Annotated in this window: 16 protein-coding genes; 1 reads left to right on the top strand and 15 read right to left on the bottom strand. The window is 49.8% G+C overall.

The window, feature by feature from the left end; genetic code table 11:
- Positions 1 to 331: 331 nt before the first annotated feature.
- From K9N57_09740 to K9N57_09695, 10 genes are all read right to left on the bottom strand, one after another.
- The gene (locus K9N57_09740; GenBank protein ID MCF7804460.1) at positions 332 to 1,303 is read right to left on the bottom strand and encodes a hypothetical protein; all 972 of its coding nucleotides are present in this window, start codon (positions 1,301 to 1,303) and stop codon (positions 332 to 334) included.
- A 1,124-nt stretch (positions 1,304 to 2,427) separates the two neighbouring features.
- The gene (locus tag K9N57_09735) at positions 2,428 to 4,365 is read right to left on the bottom strand and encodes an oligopeptide transporter, OPT family (protein MCF7804459.1); all 1,938 of its coding nucleotides are present in this window, start codon (positions 4,363 to 4,365) and stop codon (positions 2,428 to 2,430) included.
- Positions 4,366 to 4,462: 97 nt separating this feature from the next.
- Positions 4,463 to 5,530, bottom strand: a complete 1,068-nt coding sequence (locus tag K9N57_09730) for a hypothetical protein (GenBank protein ID MCF7804458.1) — start codon at positions 5,528 to 5,530, stop codon at positions 4,463 to 4,465.
- A gap of 203 nt (positions 5,531 to 5,733) precedes the next feature.
- Complete coding sequence (locus tag K9N57_09725; GenBank protein ID MCF7804457.1) at positions 5,734 to 6,105, bottom strand: DoxX family protein; 372 nt, start codon at positions 6,103 to 6,105, stop codon at positions 5,734 to 5,736.
- A gap of 26 nt (positions 6,106 to 6,131) precedes the next feature.
- Positions 6,132 to 6,836, bottom strand: coding sequence for a pirin family protein (locus K9N57_09720; GenBank protein MCF7804456.1), 705 nt, complete (start codon positions 6,834 to 6,836; stop codon positions 6,132 to 6,134).
- A 2-nt stretch (positions 6,837 to 6,838) separates the two neighbouring features.
- On the bottom strand, positions 6,839 to 7,507 hold the full coding sequence (locus K9N57_09715) for a nitroreductase family protein (protein MCF7804455.1): 669 nt from the start codon (positions 7,505 to 7,507) through the stop codon (positions 6,839 to 6,841).
- 68 nt (positions 7,508 to 7,575) lie between these two features.
- Positions 7,576 to 8,031, bottom strand: a complete 456-nt coding sequence (locus tag K9N57_09710; GenBank protein MCF7804454.1) for a MarR family transcriptional regulator — start codon at positions 8,029 to 8,031, stop codon at positions 7,576 to 7,578.
- A 115-nt stretch (positions 8,032 to 8,146) separates the two neighbouring features.
- The gene (locus K9N57_09705) at positions 8,147 to 8,374 is read right to left on the bottom strand and encodes a hypothetical protein (GenBank protein MCF7804453.1); all 228 of its coding nucleotides are present in this window, start codon (positions 8,372 to 8,374) and stop codon (positions 8,147 to 8,149) included.
- A gap of 318 nt (positions 8,375 to 8,692) precedes the next feature.
- The gene (gene pepE, locus K9N57_09700) at positions 8,693 to 9,436 is read right to left on the bottom strand and encodes a dipeptidase PepE (GenBank protein MCF7804452.1); all 744 of its coding nucleotides are present in this window, start codon (positions 9,434 to 9,436) and stop codon (positions 8,693 to 8,695) included.
- Between the two features lie 30 nt (positions 9,437 to 9,466).
- The gene (locus tag K9N57_09695; protein ID MCF7804451.1) at positions 9,467 to 10,009 is read right to left on the bottom strand and encodes a hypothetical protein; all 543 of its coding nucleotides are present in this window, start codon (positions 10,007 to 10,009) and stop codon (positions 9,467 to 9,469) included.
- Between the two features lie 320 nt (positions 10,010 to 10,329).
- Here K9N57_09695 and K9N57_09690 point away from each other — a divergent pair, with 320 nt between their 5' ends.
- A complete protein-coding gene (locus K9N57_09690) occupies positions 10,330 to 10,869 on the top strand; it encodes a hypothetical protein (GenBank protein ID MCF7804450.1) in 540 nt (179 codons plus the stop codon).
- Positions 10,870 to 10,934: 65 nt separating this feature from the next.
- Here K9N57_09690 and K9N57_09685 read toward each other — a convergent pair whose 3' ends face one another.
- The 5 genes from K9N57_09685 to hypF all read right to left on the bottom strand — a co-directional run bounded on the left by K9N57_09685 (position 10,935) and on the right by hypF (position 16,680).
- On the bottom strand, positions 10,935 to 11,165 hold the full coding sequence (locus K9N57_09685) for a hypothetical protein (GenBank protein MCF7804449.1): 231 nt from the start codon (positions 11,163 to 11,165) through the stop codon (positions 10,935 to 10,937).
- A 17-nt stretch (positions 11,166 to 11,182) separates the two neighbouring features.
- Entirely contained in the window at positions 11,183 to 12,241 is a 1,059-nt protein-coding gene (hypE, locus tag K9N57_09680; protein ID MCF7804448.1) for a hydrogenase expression/formation protein HypE, read from the bottom strand.
- Positions 12,242 to 12,562: 321 nt separating this feature from the next.
- The gene (gene hypD / locus K9N57_09675; GenBank protein MCF7804447.1) at positions 12,563 to 13,702 is read right to left on the bottom strand and encodes a hydrogenase formation protein HypD; all 1,140 of its coding nucleotides are present in this window, start codon (positions 13,700 to 13,702) and stop codon (positions 12,563 to 12,565) included.
- 385 nt (positions 13,703 to 14,087) lie between these two features.
- On the bottom strand, positions 14,088 to 14,375 hold the full coding sequence (locus K9N57_09670) for a HypC/HybG/HupF family hydrogenase formation chaperone (GenBank protein MCF7804446.1): 288 nt from the start codon (positions 14,373 to 14,375) through the stop codon (positions 14,088 to 14,090).
- Between the two features lie 7 nt (positions 14,376 to 14,382).
- Positions 14,383 to 16,680 carry a carbamoyltransferase HypF gene (hypF, locus tag K9N57_09665; GenBank protein MCF7804445.1) on the bottom strand — a complete coding sequence of 766 codons (2,298 nt, stop codon included), beginning with the start codon at positions 16,678 to 16,680 and terminating at the stop codon, positions 14,383 to 14,385.
- Between the last annotated feature and the right edge of the window lie 120 nt (positions 16,681 to 16,800).

Raw genomic sequence — 16,800 nt, 5'->3', positions numbered from 1 at the left:
TGAGATTGCGAGGCGAAACCGGGAAGCCTTGGAATCTCATTCCAAGGCGAGCTTTTTTCAGCGGCAGTGATGGAAGGGCCACAAAAAACAACACAACTCACCCTCTAAAGAGGGAACTACCAACAAGAACTGTAGACTGTTTCTTCATCCACCTTGCGCCGCCCTTTCCCACCTCTAACCTCTCTCACAGAGCGGGATTAATAGCATCTCCTTCTAAGCCCGTATCATTGATTAGAAAGAGGGAATAAGTAGGAGATCAAACATGACAATACGGAGCTACATTGTATTATTGAATTCCTGGTATCATTGCCTTAAATGGTTTTATTCACGCTCAGGAACCTTCGTGCTGCAGCGGTACCACAAAGTTCACACCCAGGTTGATATCGGTATCAGCTATTCCCTCAAATGTACTGAGATACCGGACCCCCACATCCAGTGAAATCCACTCCCACATAAAGAAGCGGAGGCCTCCGATGCCGATCCAGGTATCACTAATGTCGATTCGCCTGGCTTCGACATTGTACTCCAGATTCGGAACGGTACTTACTTCACCGATAATCTGTGTCGACTCGTTTGCATTGAGGGTTATGCCCCCGAACGGGCGAATGAGATTCTTCTGTTGTTCAGGGATTTCATAATGATCAACCGTATCAGTGGTCTTGTTGTAAATCCATTGTCCGCCGCCACGGGTGCGGACATCAGTTAAACTCACTCCACTATAGATCGCACCCAGCGATCCGGTCGTACCCACGATAAAATGTAACGACGTGAACCGGCTCTGGAGCGCCAGTCCTGTTAAGCCGTAACCCTGGTTTTCTGCTGCAAAAGACAATTCCAGCGTTTTTGATAGCGCCCGACCCTTCCTGGCGTTGGTGCCCCAGGATGTTGTCTTTAACGCCAGGGCAATATCCGGCATATACCGATAATGCCTGAACTGGTCGGGGACGAGATGGATTTTAAACGTCCGGGCGGGCAACCGCTCTCCCTGTCCGGTTAGCTGGTTGGTAATATGCGCACTACTCATTTCTATTTCTCCGACTCCCCCGAGTCCAAGTGATATTCTTCTCGCGAATCCCCCGGCCTCATATCCACCGAAGGTGCTGCCACCAAACAGTCCTACTTCCATAGATTTTAATACCCGGGCAGTCGGCGTATAGAAAAATTTCGGTGGCTGGCTTGCAGTTTTCATCTGGTCTGAGATATCCGGCAACAGATCCCGGGAGGCTCCCTCTCCATTTGCTGCGTAAATTTTAGTGAGGCTGCAGACCAAAATAACTATAACAATTGTCAGTATGAGATTCATTGAGCACCTCATGACGGACTCCTTTCTACATTTGTGTAAATAGTTTCCCCATGAGAAATATCTGGACTAGGGCTTGAAGCGATTATCGTACTAGCTAGTGACAAAGACGGTGCCAATGAATCGTGCTCCGGTTCCTCATGCCATACACCAAGGAGTTACCTGTTGTAATTAGAGGATTTACGTACTTTCTCGCTCAATCACGAAGGATCGAGGCCGAAATGGTGGTGTCAGAAATCTGAAAGTATTTCAGAATATTGAAGATTTGAATTGATGGAAAATAGAGAACGGAGACCGGAAGCTGGAGACAGGAAAAAAACCTGTCGGTGGATCGTTGTTCGTTGTTCGTTGTAAGGTAGACATCTTTGATAAAGCCTTGAAAAATGAAAAGTGGTAAGCAATATCTACAAACAACGATCCGCAAACAACAAATAAAAACCGCTGAAGCGGGGACTACCAACAAGACCTGCATCCTGTTTTACGATCGTCTGGATCGCGTCTCACCTCCCACATCGCCGCGGTGAAGCATTCCAGTTTGTTCCTTGTTTAATGACGGGAACGAAACGGGAACTCAAAAAAATACAACTCACCCTCTTGATCTCCCTCTCTTCGGAAGAGAGGGAGAAAAACAATTGCGATGGTTTGAGGATGGGTTCCCTAAGGGAGGGATGGAGTTGTGTTGTTGAGGAAAAAACAGAAAAAACCTACTAAAGCAGCGACTACCAACTCCCAGGCTACAACAGACACCGGACTGAGGATGCATGATTCAGGACGGTTTTAACCTGAACGCGTGAACACCCGAACGCTATAACACTTTATAAAAACAGCAATTAACCTGGTTTATTCATAAAATAGGGGGAATTTTTATAACACACGAAAAAAATAATAGGTTATACTTTTTGAATTCCTCTAAGATAGTTCTAAAATTTTTCAGTAGAGACGTGCCATGGCACGTCTCTACACCATTGAAAATATTGATCTTATGACACATCGAAACTGTCCATTTATTCCGATTTATGAATTATGCAGGTTAAGAGTAATTCGCCACGGCGAATAGGATTAAGATTAAGAAACAACATAAACGTAAAATGCCGCTACTTGAACACATGAACACTCGAACACTGCCGTTAACCTTTTTTGAGAATCACCCGCGACATCACGTACAGGATCAGCCCGATAGCGGCAGCAGAAATAACGGTGCCAAGCACCGGCGAATACTCGAGGCCAAGTCCCTGGATGCGTTCCCCGCCCTTGGCAGCAACCCAGGCGGCTAATCCGACGCCAAGTAATCCCTCACCGCCGACCAAACCTGATCCGAACAGCACACCCTGTTCCCTGCGACGCTCCGCTTCTTCTTCCGGCTGATTCCGGGTGAGCAGGTAGCGCAGGAATCCCCCGAGGAAAACCGGCGCCATAGTACTCAGCGGAAGATAAACGCCTACGGCAAACGCCAGTACCGGCAGTTTCAAGGCATAAGCGACCAGTGCAATTCCGACGCCGATAAATATCAAAGTCCACGGAAGATTCTGTTCCAAAACACCGTCGATGACCAGCTGCATAAGCACACCTTGCGGCGCAGGCAACTCCGCGCTGCCCACCCCGAAACTCTGGTCCAGTAAAATGATCGTGAGGCAGACGAATCCCGCCGAGGTCACTACGCCGATGAGTTCGCCGATCTGCTGACGGGCCGGTGTGGCGCCGAGGACGAATCCGGTTTTCAGATCCTGGGAAGCATCCCCGGCGATAGAGGCTGCGATACAGACGCCGGTGCCGACCATGAGCGCAGTGGCTTTGCCTGCCAGGTCTGTCCATCCCATGAGATAAAAAATGAAACTCGTCCCCAGCAGCGTGGCAATGGTCATCCCGGAGGTGGGATTGGAGGTCACGCCCACCATTCCGACAATCCGCGAAGAGACGGTCACGAAGAAAAAGGCAAAAACAGCGATGAGCAGCGCTGAAATGCCGCGCACAATAATCGAATCCAGGTAGCCGAGAATACCGGGCACAAAGGTCAGCACCAGCAGCACAATCGCGACAATAGCTCCAATAACTTTAATGGAGAGATCTTTATCGATACGCGCCTGTTCCTCGTCCTCCAATTTTTTGCCGATCTGCGCCACCCCGAGTTTAAACGATTCAATCATCGTCGGAATGGATTTAATCAGGGTAATGAATCCGCCCGTGGCAACAGCGCCTGCGCCGATATACCGGACGTACCGGTTCCAAATCTCGGCGGCGGACATATTCCGGATGAGCATCTCCGTCTCCGGATAAAACGGCACGGTAAGTCCGCTGCCCCACCAGTTGATGACCGGGATAATTACAAATGCCGAGAGTGCCGCGCCGGCCACCATCACCGAAGCAATCCGGACACCAAGTATGTAGCCGACACCCATGAGTGCGGGTGAAACACCGATGGAGAGCTTTGCCTTGAATCCCAGTAGTGTCTCAAACTTCCCGCCGACGAGTTTGAGTCCGTCGGTAATCCACTTGACCAGCATACCGAAGCCGAGGCCCCAAAAGACGCCTGAAGCTTGTTTTCCGCCGCTTTCGGAAGCGACCAGAACCTCAGCGCACGCCATCCCTTCGGGATACGGCAAATTACCGTGCTCCCGCTTAATGAGATACCGGCGGAGCGGAATCATGGAAAGGATTCCGAGCACACCACCCACCATGGCTAACAAGGTCAGCTGCGCCAGGCTCGGTTTCAGGTTCCAGAGAAAGAGCGCCGGAATGGTAAACAGCACACCGGACGCTACAGATGAACTGGCTGAGCCGATGGTCTGAGACATATTGGCTTCGAGAATGGAATGATCGGTACCGAACACTTTAAGGAACCGGAAAGCCACAACCGTTAACACCGCCACAGGAATGGATGTACTTATCGTCAGGCCGGCTTTGAGGCCAAGATAGGTATTCGCCGCTCCGAACAGAATGCCCAGCAAAATACCCGAGATCGCGGCCTTAAGGGTAAACTCCGGAAGACGCTTTCCGTGGACATACGGAACGTATTCTTCCCCTTCATTTATTTTGTAGGCGTTTGGCGGCAGGCCTTTTTTCTCCATATCATCTCCAGGCTGGCGATTGATTTACCGAATCTAAATAATGGGACAGAAAAGATAATATGGATGAAGAACATTCACATGGAAAAAAATTGGGGAATCAGGAGTTGTCGTATTTCCACTCGAAGCCGGTGAGGTCATCAGCGGGTTTCAGCGGACTTAACGGCGCCTCTGTTCCGGTCACTTCCGGCATATTATAGACGCCGGGGGCCACATCGTTGGGTGAATCCGGATAGAATAACGATGCCAGTCCCTGGATTTGGTCCCGGCCGACACTCAGCTCGAACTGCCCGCCGCCGTACATGGTAATCTCATGTTTCCGGCAGTAGTCAATGGTATCAAGCAGCGCTTTCAGGGATCCGAAGCGGGACGGCTTGATATTCAGCCACCGGGGCGAAAACGGTAATTCTTCAATACTCTGAATATGCTTCACAGGATAATCCCAGGAAAGGCGTTCCTTCTCCGGCGCGATAATTTTCCGAATTTCCTCCGTATCGGCCGGATCTTCGATGACGGCATCCGGAAACCGTGCGATGAGTTCCCTATATAGCCACGGCTCCGGCGGATTGTCGACAATCGTATTTTCGTAGAGCCCCTTGAAGTCCAAAATACGGACAGTGTCCGTAGCAGCGATTTGGTCCATGAGGTCGGGAGTCCACTCCGGCGTGGGATCGAGCTTAAATTTGAGTTCCGAATTAGCTTTCAGGAGTTGCTCTAATCTCTCCATAGACGGCGAATCGCCGAGCCGCGTACTCACTACGAACTCTACAGGGTTGTATTGCAATCCGAACACTTTCGCCAGATTTGTTCCGGCCTGTTTTAACGCCAGATCCAGAGCAGCACTCTCGAATCCCCAGCGCCGGTAATTGCAAAATGCTTTATGCCCCGGATCCCGGCCGAAAAACAGATCCATTTCTTCCAGCAATTCCGAGAAATCACCAAGCGTGAAAGCTCCCGCCAAGGGAAAGTCCGGCTGCTGCTCATCGACGGCATCATGCTCATCCGCCTCATAGGTGACGTCTTCCCCACGGCCGGATTTCCCCTTCCCCGACAAAATAATTTCCGTGGTTTTCCGCGTAAAGTCGCTGGAGGTGTCTTGCTCATGTTTAATAAAATCGATAGTCTCAATTTGTACAGGAAACTCTGCAATCCTGGAAAACAGTGTCATACCTTCTCCGTTACTTACTTATCTTCAGTGCATTCTAAGTAAATGACCGCAAACCTGCAATTATTCTGCTGCTTCCACCTACCGGTAGCGACGTTTTATGAAACGTCGCTACCGGGTAATACTTCCACTGGTTAAACGGGAAATAAAAAAATGCCCTCCGGCAAAACCGAAGGGCATTTTCGTGACGCGTTTTGGAAATTTACTTACGTCAGTTCTCCGGAGGTTTGCGTGCTGGCAAAATAGAACGATGCCGCCATCAGTGCGAAATCCTTCAGCAAGCCGGACATGGACTGCATGGGATTGCTGAACATCCCCGGCAGGTGGATAGTGAGTACAAACACCAACAGTAACGCTGCCAGTGCATATCCGGCGATGTCCACCCACTTATTAATTACAATACTCACGCCGGTGAGAACCAGCACGAGACCGGTGACATACACCCAGAAAATTCCTCCGGGGATGAATCCGGGGACGACCCCCTGGAGCATACCTGCGTTAAAAAAGTGATTGACTCCAAAGATTACGAATGGGAGTCCAAACAGGACCCTTGCGACGTTTTTCAGTTGTTCATTCATCTGTCTCTCCTTTTTTATTGGTTGGATTATTCACTCATTTTCACATCGATCATGATGAATTGTGTTTCCTGTTTTGCTTCGATGACTATTTTACTCTCTTCCGAAACCCTGGCCTGATCCTTCGTTGAAAATGTTGTCCCGTTGATGTCCAGTTCCCCGTCAGTGACATAGAGAAATACGCCACGGTTTTCTTCAATGGGATACTCAAACGTCTGTCCCGGATCAGCGATGGAACGATAGATCGTGATGCTGGCGTTGATATCCAGCGCCCCGTTTTGGGAATCGCTTGAGACGACTGGCGTCAGACTGTTTCGATAGGCTTCCGTAGCAAATTTTTTCTGACCGTAATCCGGCTCCAATCCTTTTTCATCCGGAATAAACCAGATTTGGTAAAACTTCAGCGGATCATCGCCGTCGTTCATCTCCGAATGCCGGACGCCGGTGCCGGCAGTCATCCGCTGGATTTCTCCCGGGCTAATGGAAATTTCATTGCCCATTGAATCCTTGTGGGTGATTGTTCCGGACATCACAATAGTCACAATCTCCATCTCCGAGTGCGGATGGGTCTGGAATCCGGAGTGTGGCTCCACATAATCATCGTTAAATACCCGCAGGTTGCCAAACTGGACATTCTCCGGATCGAAGTAGTTGGAAAATGAAAACAGCCAATGGGTCTTCAGCCATCCCATCTCCTGGTAATGACGGTCCTCTGCTGGAATTTTTCTTATCATACCTACTCCTCTCGATTCCACTTTGCGCTATCCTTTGCCAGATAGTGTTCGATCGACCGACTCCATTCCCCGGCATAGGCGATGTCCGCCAGCGCTCGTCTCGATCGCGGCGATCGTTCCCGGGCCTGAAATGTCGGTGGCAATTCACCCGGCTCCCCGGGATAGCCTATTGCAACGATCGTCATCGGCTGGTAGTCATCCGGGAGTTCCAGCGATTCACGGACCTGTTCTTTGGAAAACCCACCCATCTGATGAAGATTCAGCCCCAGTGTCGTCGCCTGGATCGTGAGATGCGCCACCGCCTGGCCGGTATCGTATTCCGCATAGCTCTTCGGACCGTATCCGCCATCCATTTCGGTCTTCGCAACCGCCAGGATGAGTACCGGCGCTTTGCCCGCCCACTGTTGATTTTTTTCGCTCAGGCTGGCAAAGAGACGATTGTAATTTTTAGGTTCATCCTTGGTTGCCACCACAAACCGCCAGGGCTGTGCATTCATACTGGAGGGCGTCCACCGGGCTGCCTCCAGCAAACTTCCAATGATTTCAGGGTTTACCGGCTCCCCTGAAAATGCCCGGCTGCTCCAGCGCTCTTTCAGTGGCTGATGCAGCGGGTAGGCCGTTTCTGCCGGTTTAACTATTGGCGATGTTTTGGTTTTTATCTGTCCGCTCATTTTATCTCCATGTTAATTAGTTTAATATTGAATTATATGGGTAAAAAATATGTTCTGTATCTTACATCCTATGATTCCTGTACAGTTTTTCCGAGTTTTTTCGTTAAACGCCCCAGTTCCATCTGTTCCTTCGGCGTGAGATTATTCATCATTTCGACGATGGCTCTCACATGCGGTGGAAGGATTTTCTCAATTTTCTCCCGGCCTTTATCAGTTAATACGATTCGGATATACCGGCGGTCCGTTTTGTCCCGTTCCCTGGTAACCAGGCCTTTCTTTTCCAGGTTATCCAGCACCATCGTGATATTTCCGCTGCTTTTGAGGATTTTCTGACAGATGTCCTTCTGATACATCGGTCCCAGATGATACAAGGACTCCAAAGTGCCGAACTGACTCATGGACAAGTCATCCAGGGTTTTCAGCTCATTCAGCCGCCCCGTAATAGTATCTGCCGCGCGTATCAGTTTAATGTAGGTATTCAGAGCTCGTTTCTCTTCTTTGGTTCCCTTGTAATGTGTTGGCATTTTCCGCCCCATTAGTTTAATGTCAAACTATTTCGTCGTTAATATGAAAATTTTCGCCGGTTGTGTCAAGCTAAAAGATTAATGTTAAACTATTATTGGTCTTCAGGAAAAGGTTCTACTCATCTTTGGAAGGCGGGGTATCCTGTCGCTTTTCGTACGGGATCAAATTATTCACCGTATACGTCAGCAGGGAGGCCAGGAAAATGACCCCCAATGTCATTAGAGATTTCCATACGAATTCCGTGTCGATGACTACCCGCCAGATGGCCAAAATGGAAATTGTGGTGGCGATTACTATACAAAGCAGTGAGATATACAACGAAATGCGATTTAATTGTTTCATAGGCTGTCGGTGATTCGATTTGTTCCGGTTAGCGCAATACTGAATATAAATGTATGCATCCGGATGGGAGAATACAATCTCATATACTGTCCCGGTGAAAAGCGTATTATTGTGCTATAGGCGCGTGTTTTCCTAATCCTCTCAGAGGGATCCCTGTGGGATAATCTTATTCTTACCCGGTTTTAATAGTAGGAGTTCGTTGTTAGTGGTCTGTTGTTAGTTGTAGTGGCCAAACCCTCCATTCCCTTTTAATGCCGATATTTCTTTCGCAACGAACAACCAACCGGTTTTTCCCTATTTCCCTATTCCTCTATACCCTCATTCTCCATCCCCTTCCCGGCGTAGTAAAAATTCCATCAAATCCGAGATATGATACTCGGCAGGCTCCTCTCCTTTCCTAAACACACGGGCCGGCTTCTCCCCGATCAGCGAAATGGAATCACCCTCCACCCGAAGCATGCTCCCCTCCCGCAGGCCCACGACGTAGATATCAGGATTGGCCTCAATAAATTCCTCAATCCGGCGCTCGCGGGTCTCTCCCTGGTGTTCCTTCGGATGCTCATCCAGATAGTGCGGGTTAATTTGGAACGGTACCAGATTGAACGTATGGAAGCTGGGTGGTTCGACAATCGGCATATCATTGGTAGTCTTAAGGCTGGGGCACGCCACATTTGCGCCTGCACTCCAACCAATGTACGGGATGCCGTTACGCAAAACCCGCCGCCGCACTTCGTCAATGATGCCAATTCGATAGAGGTGCGTCACGAGATGAAACGTATTGCCCCCGCCAACCGCTATGGCTTCTGCATTCCTGACGGCTTCTTTGGGACGTTCCGCCTCATGAATTGACCGCACCTGATATCCCAACTTTCCGAACTTCTCCCGCGCCAGGCTTGTATATTCATCATAGGAAAATGTGACAGCGGCATACGGAACGAACAGAACCTCATCAACTGTCCTCCCCAGGAATTCTCGTATGCCCTCTTCGGCGTGGTCAAGCCATTCCTGGCCAAAATTGGTCGAATTACTTAAAAGTAGCAGGCGGCGATTTGCTGCATCCATTAGTGACTCCTCTGAGTTTCGATCCAGGAATTATTCATTTGCCATCCAGGTACGATACCTGTCAATGTCGATACATAAGGCCAGGGCACATTTCACCTGATACCCTTTGTCTGATCGCTCTGTTTTCGCGATAATTTGTTCCACATATTCGTGGTTTTCCGGATTCTGAATTGCAATAGTTTCCTGTGTTGCCTCGGTATCGATTCGAATGGTTTCATCAAGGTAAAACCGGCGGGTTTCCTGCCCGATTATTACACGTAATCCGTATTCCAGAGCAAATTGCCGTAACAACTCTATTGGAGAGACAGTGATCAAATTTTTTCCCAGTGATGGGGAGAGCTTCCAGGCCATTCGTACCTGTAACTGATCATGAAGCTGTTGTCCGTATGCCAGGATAAAATACGGGGCCGGCGTTTGCGGAATGAACTTGGTGGCAAAGGTAAGCTGCAACGTATCTACCTTGAGCGTTTCCGACTGATCGGGCTGATGCAGTGTGTCTGTGACATCTTCCGGGAGAATACCCAGCTTCTCCGACAGTTCATCCTGAAACGCTTTCGGGAAGTTAATTTCCATGGCGTATCCAATCTGTTATTCAGAGAACCGAATAAATAACATACAAAATTTTCCTCTGGAAACAGGGTATAATTTCTCCCGACATTGCTGAAAAAGATTAAAAAAATCGCTAAAGAATTTCGTTCAATGGTCGACAATATGATCACTGAAACGAGAATGTCTCCGGACAAATAGTCTGCAGGCATCCTTATATATTGTTGTGACTGACGCTTTGCTGTGTGGTCTCGTGGCTATTATTGTTGCGAATTTAATGTGCTGAAAAATACTAATTCAGGTAGTCCGCATGGACGGCCGGGAAACAATGGGGGAGGATAATATTAATGAGCAGAAAAACTGTCATTGCGCTCCTGACTTGTATTATGATCGTATTTTCGACCGGTCTCAGGGCAGCCGATGATGTCCCGGTAAAGGATGTCATTGATACGATAAAGAATTTTAATTTCATAACATTACGCCTGGGTATAATCAGCACCGGCGTATCTGAGGAAACTATTGAGGAATTGACGGCGCTCCAGAGTGCACTTCCCCGAAGCATGGAAATTTTTATTACCCAGTCCAAATATATCGGGGATATGTTTGAAGATTTTACCTTTCTGGTTAATAGAAAACAGGTAGATGCGGTATTGATCTGGCCTTCGAAAGGCACCAAGAACGTGACACTGATAAAAAAAGTCTGCAAGATGAGTAAAATGAAAAAGGTGCCGGTCATTACGCTGTATGAGCCGTGGCTTAATGAAGGCGCGGCGGCATTTATTCAGGCAAGTCCTGACGGAATTAAAGTGATTGAGAATAGCGTAATTACGAATGCGATGAAATTTCCCATCGCCGAAAAACCTTTATATGCCATAGAACAACGCTAAGTATTCTAGTAGCAAACGAGCAAAAATCACCGAAGTGAATTCTAAGGTTCCCAGATAATTAATCGCTACCGGGATTGATTGTCCGGGATATTTTTATCTTTGGTATTCACAAATATAAAGTAAATCAACGCAGGGATCGTCAGCAGGAACAGAATCGGGATCATCACGAAAAAGAGCGGACCGAGAAAGGGCAACCCGATAAGCATCAGTGAGGCAATTATCACCAGGGCATAAGCCCAGCTCGCCCTCGATTGATTTCGTTGTTGGTTCTGCTTCGCAGTTGGATTTCCTACCATCCTGGACTCCTTTCATATTAACAGATTCGCGGCAACTGTTCCCCCGGCAGCATATCGATGATGGTTTCGCCGCCGATGCCGGTCATCATGCTGACCCGCCCGTCGTCACCATCAATAACTTCTCCAATGATGGCGGCATGCGTTCCGTATTCGTGATTTTGCATCGCTTTCAGAAGATCCGGTGCTGCTTCCGGTGAAACCACGGCCAGCAATTTTCCCTCGTTGGCCACGTACAGGGGATCAAGTCCCAGGATTTCGCACGCGCTTTCAACAGCAGGGCGAACAGGAATTTTGCCGCTCTCCATCCTGATCCGGACCTGTCCACTGTCAGCAAACTCATTCAGCGACGTGGCCACACCGCCACGGGTGGGATCGCGCATCACCCGGATATGATTTCCTGTCGCCTCCATCATTGTATCCACAAGACCGTTCAGTGCAACTGAGTCGGTTTCCACCGGATTTTCCAGCGCCAGCCCTTCTCTGCTGGAGAGAATCGTGATGCCATGATCGCCGACATATCCGGAGACGATCACCTTGTCACCGGTCTGTATTTTTTGCGGGGCGAATTCAATATCGGATTCATAAATGCCAATGCCGGTGGTGTTGATAAACAGTTTATCCACGCTTCCTTTATTTACAACCTTGGTATCGCCGGTTACAATAGAAACTCCGGCCTTCTTTGCCGCCACTTCCATGGACAGTAAAATCCGGTGCAGATCATCGATAGGCATCCCTTCCTCAATAATAAATCCGACACTCAGATAGAGTGGTTTTGCACCACCGACCGCCAGATCGTTCACCGTTCCGTTAATGGCGAGGTCACCGATATTCCCGCCGGGGAAAAACAAAGGATCCACAACAAACGAGTCGGTGGAGTAGGCAATCCGGTTCCCGTCTAACTCCAACCGCGCCTGATCGCCCAGTTGATTCAGCGTCTCATTGCCGAATCGGGGTAAAAACAGTTTCTCCAGCAGATCGCGGGACATCTTTCCGCCGCTGCCGTGTCCCAGCTGGATCGTCTTGTGGTTCATAATCGGCACCGGACAGCTCAAAATGCCGTTGAAGTCATCACTCATTTATATTCCCCGGGGTGTCACTGTTTTAGTCGTTTCTTAATCCTAATCTTAATCTTACTCTTAATCGCGGTTTTTAAACAGTGTTATAGTGTTCAAGTGTTCAGGATAAAACCGTATTATTAAAAACTGTCGCCGAACTCGAGTCAAGAATCCCGCGTCCATTACCAACCTGTTTGGGGTTCTAACTCTAGTGGGTCGTCAGTTGCTAGTCGTTGGAAATTTGCTGTAATTGTTCCAGTGTCTTTCGGTGTTATTCAGTGTTTAATCGGTTTTATTCACGATTTTTCTCAGCTATCTTTGCGTCCTCTGCGGTAAACTCTTTTATCCGCGGCTATCCGTTGTTTCTGCGTTTATCTGCGTGCTATTATTTCTACTATCAAATCGCTGATACCGATAATACGCCGCACAGGCCCCCTCGCTGGAGACCATGGTTGCTCCCAGCGGGGTTTCCGGCGTGCAGGCGGCTCCGAAGGCCGGACAATCGCTGGGACGCTTGAGTCCCTGCAGTACGATACCGCTGATGCACTCATCCGACTCCTGCGTTTGGATCTCTCCCACCGAAAACTTACGCGATGCATCGTAATCCCGGTACTCCTCCTTCAGGGAATAGCCGCTCTCCGGCAGTTCACCGATGCCCCGCCACTTCCGGTCGGTAACGTCAAACACCTTTTCAATAATATCCTGGCTCGGCCGGTTGCCATCCCGGGAGACTGACCGGGCATACTTATTCCGCACGCCCGCTTCGCCCGATTCCAGCATAGTCACCGTTTCGAGAATACCTTCCAGAATATCGATCGGTTCGAATCCGGTCACGACGATTGGGATACCGTACTTCCGGGCAATCGGTTCATACTCCCAGTAGCCCATCACGGTGCAGACGTGTCCCGCCGCGAGATACCCTTGCACCCGGTTTTCCGGCGATTCCAGCAGCGCCTTCATGGCGCCCGGCACCGTCACGTGTGAAACGAGGATGGAGTAGTTCGTAATCCCTTCCCGTTTCGCCTGGTAGACCGACATGGCGTTGGCCGGTGCCGTGGTTTCGAAGCCCACCGCAAAGAAGACCACCTCCTTGTCCGGATTTTCCCGGGCGATTTTCAGCGCTTCCAGTGGCGAATACACCACTCGAACATCACCACCTTCGGACTTCACCATGAAAAGGTCTTTCTCAGAGCCCGGCACCCGGAGCATATCGCCGAAGGAGCAAAAAATCACGTCGGGGCGTGATGCAATCTCCAGCGCCTGGTCGATCATCTCCAGCGGCGTCACACAGACCGGACATCCCGGACCGTGCACCAGCTGGATCTCCTCCGGAATCACCTGATCAATTCCGTTCTTGATGATGCTGTGCGTCTGCCCGCCGCAGACCTCCATCAGCACCCAATCCCGGGTGGTTATTTTGTGGAGTTTATCTATGATTTTTTTCGCGATCTCAGGATCGCGGAATTCGTTTAAATATTTCATTTTAATCGTGTTAAAGTGTAACCGTGTTAATGTGTTATAGTTAAAACAGTCACGCGACTGAAGTCCTCAGTCCTGTGTCTATTGTGACTGGGTTGTTGGTAGGCCCCGCTTCAGCGGGATTTTGTTTTAGTTCGCTGATTTTCCCATAAATCTCATTGAAGATCGTATGCGGCCTTGTTTCGCACATCTATTTACACAACTCCATCCCTTCCCAAGGGGATCCCGTTGGGGCTGGCTCCCTTCCTCTTCGAAAGGGGAAGGGATAACAAGTGAGTGAGTTGTGTTTAAAAAAAATGCATTCCCTACTTTGCTAATTCTCAACTCTAAACTTGTTTCTTATCAGTGGTGATCCGTTGTTTCTGTGTCATCTGCGTGCTATTCTTTTTCAATGTTTAAAACCCGTATCCTGATCCGGATTATTCAGCGTATCGCCGTACATCTCCTTCTCGGCCTCCTCCAGTTCCTTCCAGGCTTCCAGGGATTTCTGCGCCTCTTCCTCATCCAGGATGGAAATAGCAAATCCGGCGTGCACAATGGCGTATTCGCCGACCTGCACCTCCGGACAGTACTCCAGGCACGCTTCCTGCACGGTGCCGCCGTAGTCGATTTTGCCCATTTTCAAACCGTTGGTATCGTAAATCTCCGTCACTTTACCCGGAACCGCAAGACACATATTATCCTCACTCGTATGTTAATTCCACTTCGGATTTCCCGGCAACAACCAACGCCTGTGCAATGGCCGCCTGTCCCAGCGATAATCCCCCGTCGTTGGTCGGCACCTGCTCAGGTGCGTAGACCGTAAATCCGTTGTCGTTTAATTCAGTAATCATCCGTTCAAACAAGTAGCTGTTTTGGAACACGCCACCACTGAGCGCTACTTTTTCCAAAGATGCCTCGGCCCGTGCCTTCTCTGCGATGTCCAAGAACATCGAAATCAACATTTCATGGAAAAGATAGCTTATCTCTCCATACGATGCCTTTTTTCCCAGCGATTTGAGTACGCTTTTTACAATCGGAGCAATCAAAAACTCGTAGTGCTCACCGCATCTTTCTATCCCGTACTCCAGAGATGGATGCTCCGTCTTTTCCATGGCATGCTGGAATTCAATAGCCGCCTGTCCCTCGAAAGTCATATGGGTGCGTCCACCGGCGATGGCGCCGATGCCGTCGAATAGCCGTCCGCAGCTGGAAGTCATCGGTGCGTTGATTCCTTTGTCCAGCATCTGCTTGACCTGCGGAATCGGAAATCCGCTCCACCGATACGGCGTAAAACTGAGGGCATCTTCGCCAAACGTCTTCCAGAGATACGCCAGTCCCATGCGCCACGGCTCCTGCACGGCTTTATCCCCACCAGGCTCCGGCACATTCTCGATATGTGCGAACCGGTTCACCTTTGTGTAATCGCCGATCAGTACCTCGCCGCCCCAGATCGTCCCGTCCGTCCCGTAGCCGGTGCCGTCCATAATCAGACCGATCACCGGATCGTCCAGACCGTGCTCAACCATCACGCTCGCCATGTGTGCGTGGTGATGTTGAATCCCAAAAGCCGATAAGTCTTGCTCATCTGAGTAGCTCTTCGCCCATTGAGTTGCCAGACATCCCGGATGCAGATCATACGCCACGTAATTGGGCTCAACTTCAAGGATTTTTCCCAGATGTTCCCGGGTATGATTGAAGAAATCCATGGCGCGCGTATTGGACAAATCCCCGATATGCTGGCTCGGGAACGCCCGGTCTTCTTTGATGTAGCAAATTGTATTTTTCAGTGCCCCGCCGACGGCCAGGACAGGATCGGTGGAATGAAGAATATTGATCGGCCGCGGGACGTATCCCCGGCTGCGCCGCACGAATCGTGGCTTATCCGCGAGCATAATAACCACGGAATCGTCCACCCGTTGGAGGATCTCCCGGTTGTGCACTAAGGTATAATCAGCGATGTCACCTAGCCGGTTAAATGCATCATTGTTTTCGATGCAGATCGGCTCCTCGGAATAGTTGCCGCTGGTCATCACCAGGGCATCCAGCGTGCTGGCGAACAACAGATGATGCAGCGGCGTGTACGGCAGCATGATGCCGATCCGGGGGTTGCCAGGCGCGATGTTCGGGCTGATTTCCTCCCGCTTTTTCGCCAGAACAATCGGCGCCTGCGGTGAAGTCAATAACGCCAGTTCATCTTTGGAAAAATGGGCGTACTTTTTGGCGGTTTCCACATCCTTTACCATCACCGCCAGCGGCTTCTCCTCCCGGTTCTTGCGCTGTCGCAACTCACGGACAGCCAACTCGTTGTGAGCGTTACACGCCAGGTGAAATCCTCCCAAGCCTTTGATAGCCATGATGGCCCCCCGCCTGAGTGACTGATTCGCTAAAACTACCGCATATTCCCTGTTCTGAAGGCGTCGTCGATCTGTATCGTACACCTCCACCCACGGCCCGCACTCTTCACACGCATTTGGCTGAGCGTGGAACCGACGGTTACCGGGATTTTCGTATTCAGCCCGGCATTCGGGACACAATTCAAACTTTTTCATGGATGTGTACGGCCGGTCGTACGGAATATCGTAGATGATACTGTACCGCGGCCCGCAGTTGGTGCAGTTGATAAACGGATAGTGATACCGCCGGTCGAAATCGTCTTTGAGTTCTCTGGCACAATCCTTACAGATAGCCATATCCGGCGAGACCAGCGTATCCATCTTCTCGCCTTTCACCGACTCCTCAATATGAAAGCCGTCAAAAGTGATTGAGGCAATCTCCTCAGCTTTTACCGAATCAACCTGAGACAGCGGCGGCGGGGAATTCTCCAGCGCGTCCACAAACTCCGAGAGATTCTCATCAGTGCCCTGCGCCTCCACGAACACGCCGTCGGAATCGTTCCCCACGAACCCGGAGATTCCCTTTTCCTCCGCAAGATTATACACAAACGGACGGAACCCCACCCCCTGGACAATACCCGTGATTCGTATTTTGAGTCGTTTCATAATGACGGCAGTGTTCGCGTGTTAAGGTGTTATTGTGTTATAGTTGGTTTGTTGCGGACTCAATATCCACCATCACCGACGCTGTCAGCGATCGGCGATGGGATTATATCTCGCCTTTGA

The sequence above is a fragment of the Candidatus Neomarinimicrobiota bacterium genome (genome assembly GCA_021734025.1).
Lineage (GTDB): Bacteria > Fidelibacterota > JAANXI01 > JAANXI01 > JAANXI01 > JAANXI01.
The sequence above is the reverse complement of the archived record's forward strand: the minus strand, read 5'-3'. Positions and strand labels throughout refer to the sequence as shown.

Coding starts and splice junctions, on each gene's coding strand:
- K9N57_09740 (MCF7804460.1), bottom strand. CDS start 1,303: ATGAATCTCATACTGACAATTGTTATAGTTATTTTGGTCTGCAGCCTC.
- K9N57_09735 (MCF7804459.1), bottom strand. CDS start 4,365: ATGGAGAAAAAAGGCCTGCCGCCAAACGCCTACAAAATAAATGAAGGG.
- K9N57_09730 (MCF7804458.1), bottom strand. CDS start 5,530: ATGACACTGTTTTCCAGGATTGCAGAGTTTCCTGTACAAATTGAGACT.
- K9N57_09725 (MCF7804457.1), bottom strand. CDS start 6,105: ATGAATGAACAACTGAAAAACGTCGCAAGGGTCCTGTTTGGACTCCCA.
- K9N57_09720 (MCF7804456.1), bottom strand. CDS start 6,836: ATGATAAGAAAAATTCCAGCAGAGGACCGTCATTACCAGGAGATGGGA.
- K9N57_09715 (MCF7804455.1), bottom strand. CDS start 7,507: ATGAGCGGACAGATAAAAACCAAAACATCGCCAATAGTTAAACCGGCA.
- K9N57_09710 (MCF7804454.1), bottom strand. CDS start 8,031: ATGCCAACACATTACAAGGGAACCAAAGAAGAGAAACGAGCTCTGAAT.
- K9N57_09705 (MCF7804453.1), bottom strand. CDS start 8,374: ATGAAACAATTAAATCGCATTTCGTTGTATATCTCACTGCTTTGTATA.
- pepE (MCF7804452.1), bottom strand. CDS start 9,436: ATGGATGCAGCAAATCGCCGCCTGCTACTTTTAAGTAATTCGACCAAT.
- K9N57_09695 (MCF7804451.1), bottom strand. CDS start 10,009: ATGGAAATTAACTTCCCGAAAGCGTTTCAGGATGAACTGTCGGAGAAG.
- K9N57_09690 (MCF7804450.1), top strand. CDS start 10,330: ATGAGCAGAAAAACTGTCATTGCGCTCCTGACTTGTATTATGATCGTA.
- K9N57_09685 (MCF7804449.1), bottom strand. CDS start 11,165: ATGGTAGGAAATCCAACTGCGAAGCAGAACCAACAACGAAATCAATCG.
- hypE (MCF7804448.1), bottom strand. CDS start 12,241: ATGAGTGATGACTTCAACGGCATTTTGAGCTGTCCGGTGCCGATTATG.
- hypD (MCF7804447.1), bottom strand. CDS start 13,702: ATGAAATATTTAAACGAATTCCGCGATCCTGAGATCGCGAAAAAAATC.
- K9N57_09670 (MCF7804446.1), bottom strand. CDS start 14,375: ATGTGTCTTGCGGTTCCGGGTAAAGTGACGGAGATTTACGATACCAAC.
- hypF (MCF7804445.1), bottom strand. CDS start 16,680: ATGAAACGACTCAAAATACGAATCACGGGTATTGTCCAGGGGGTGGGG.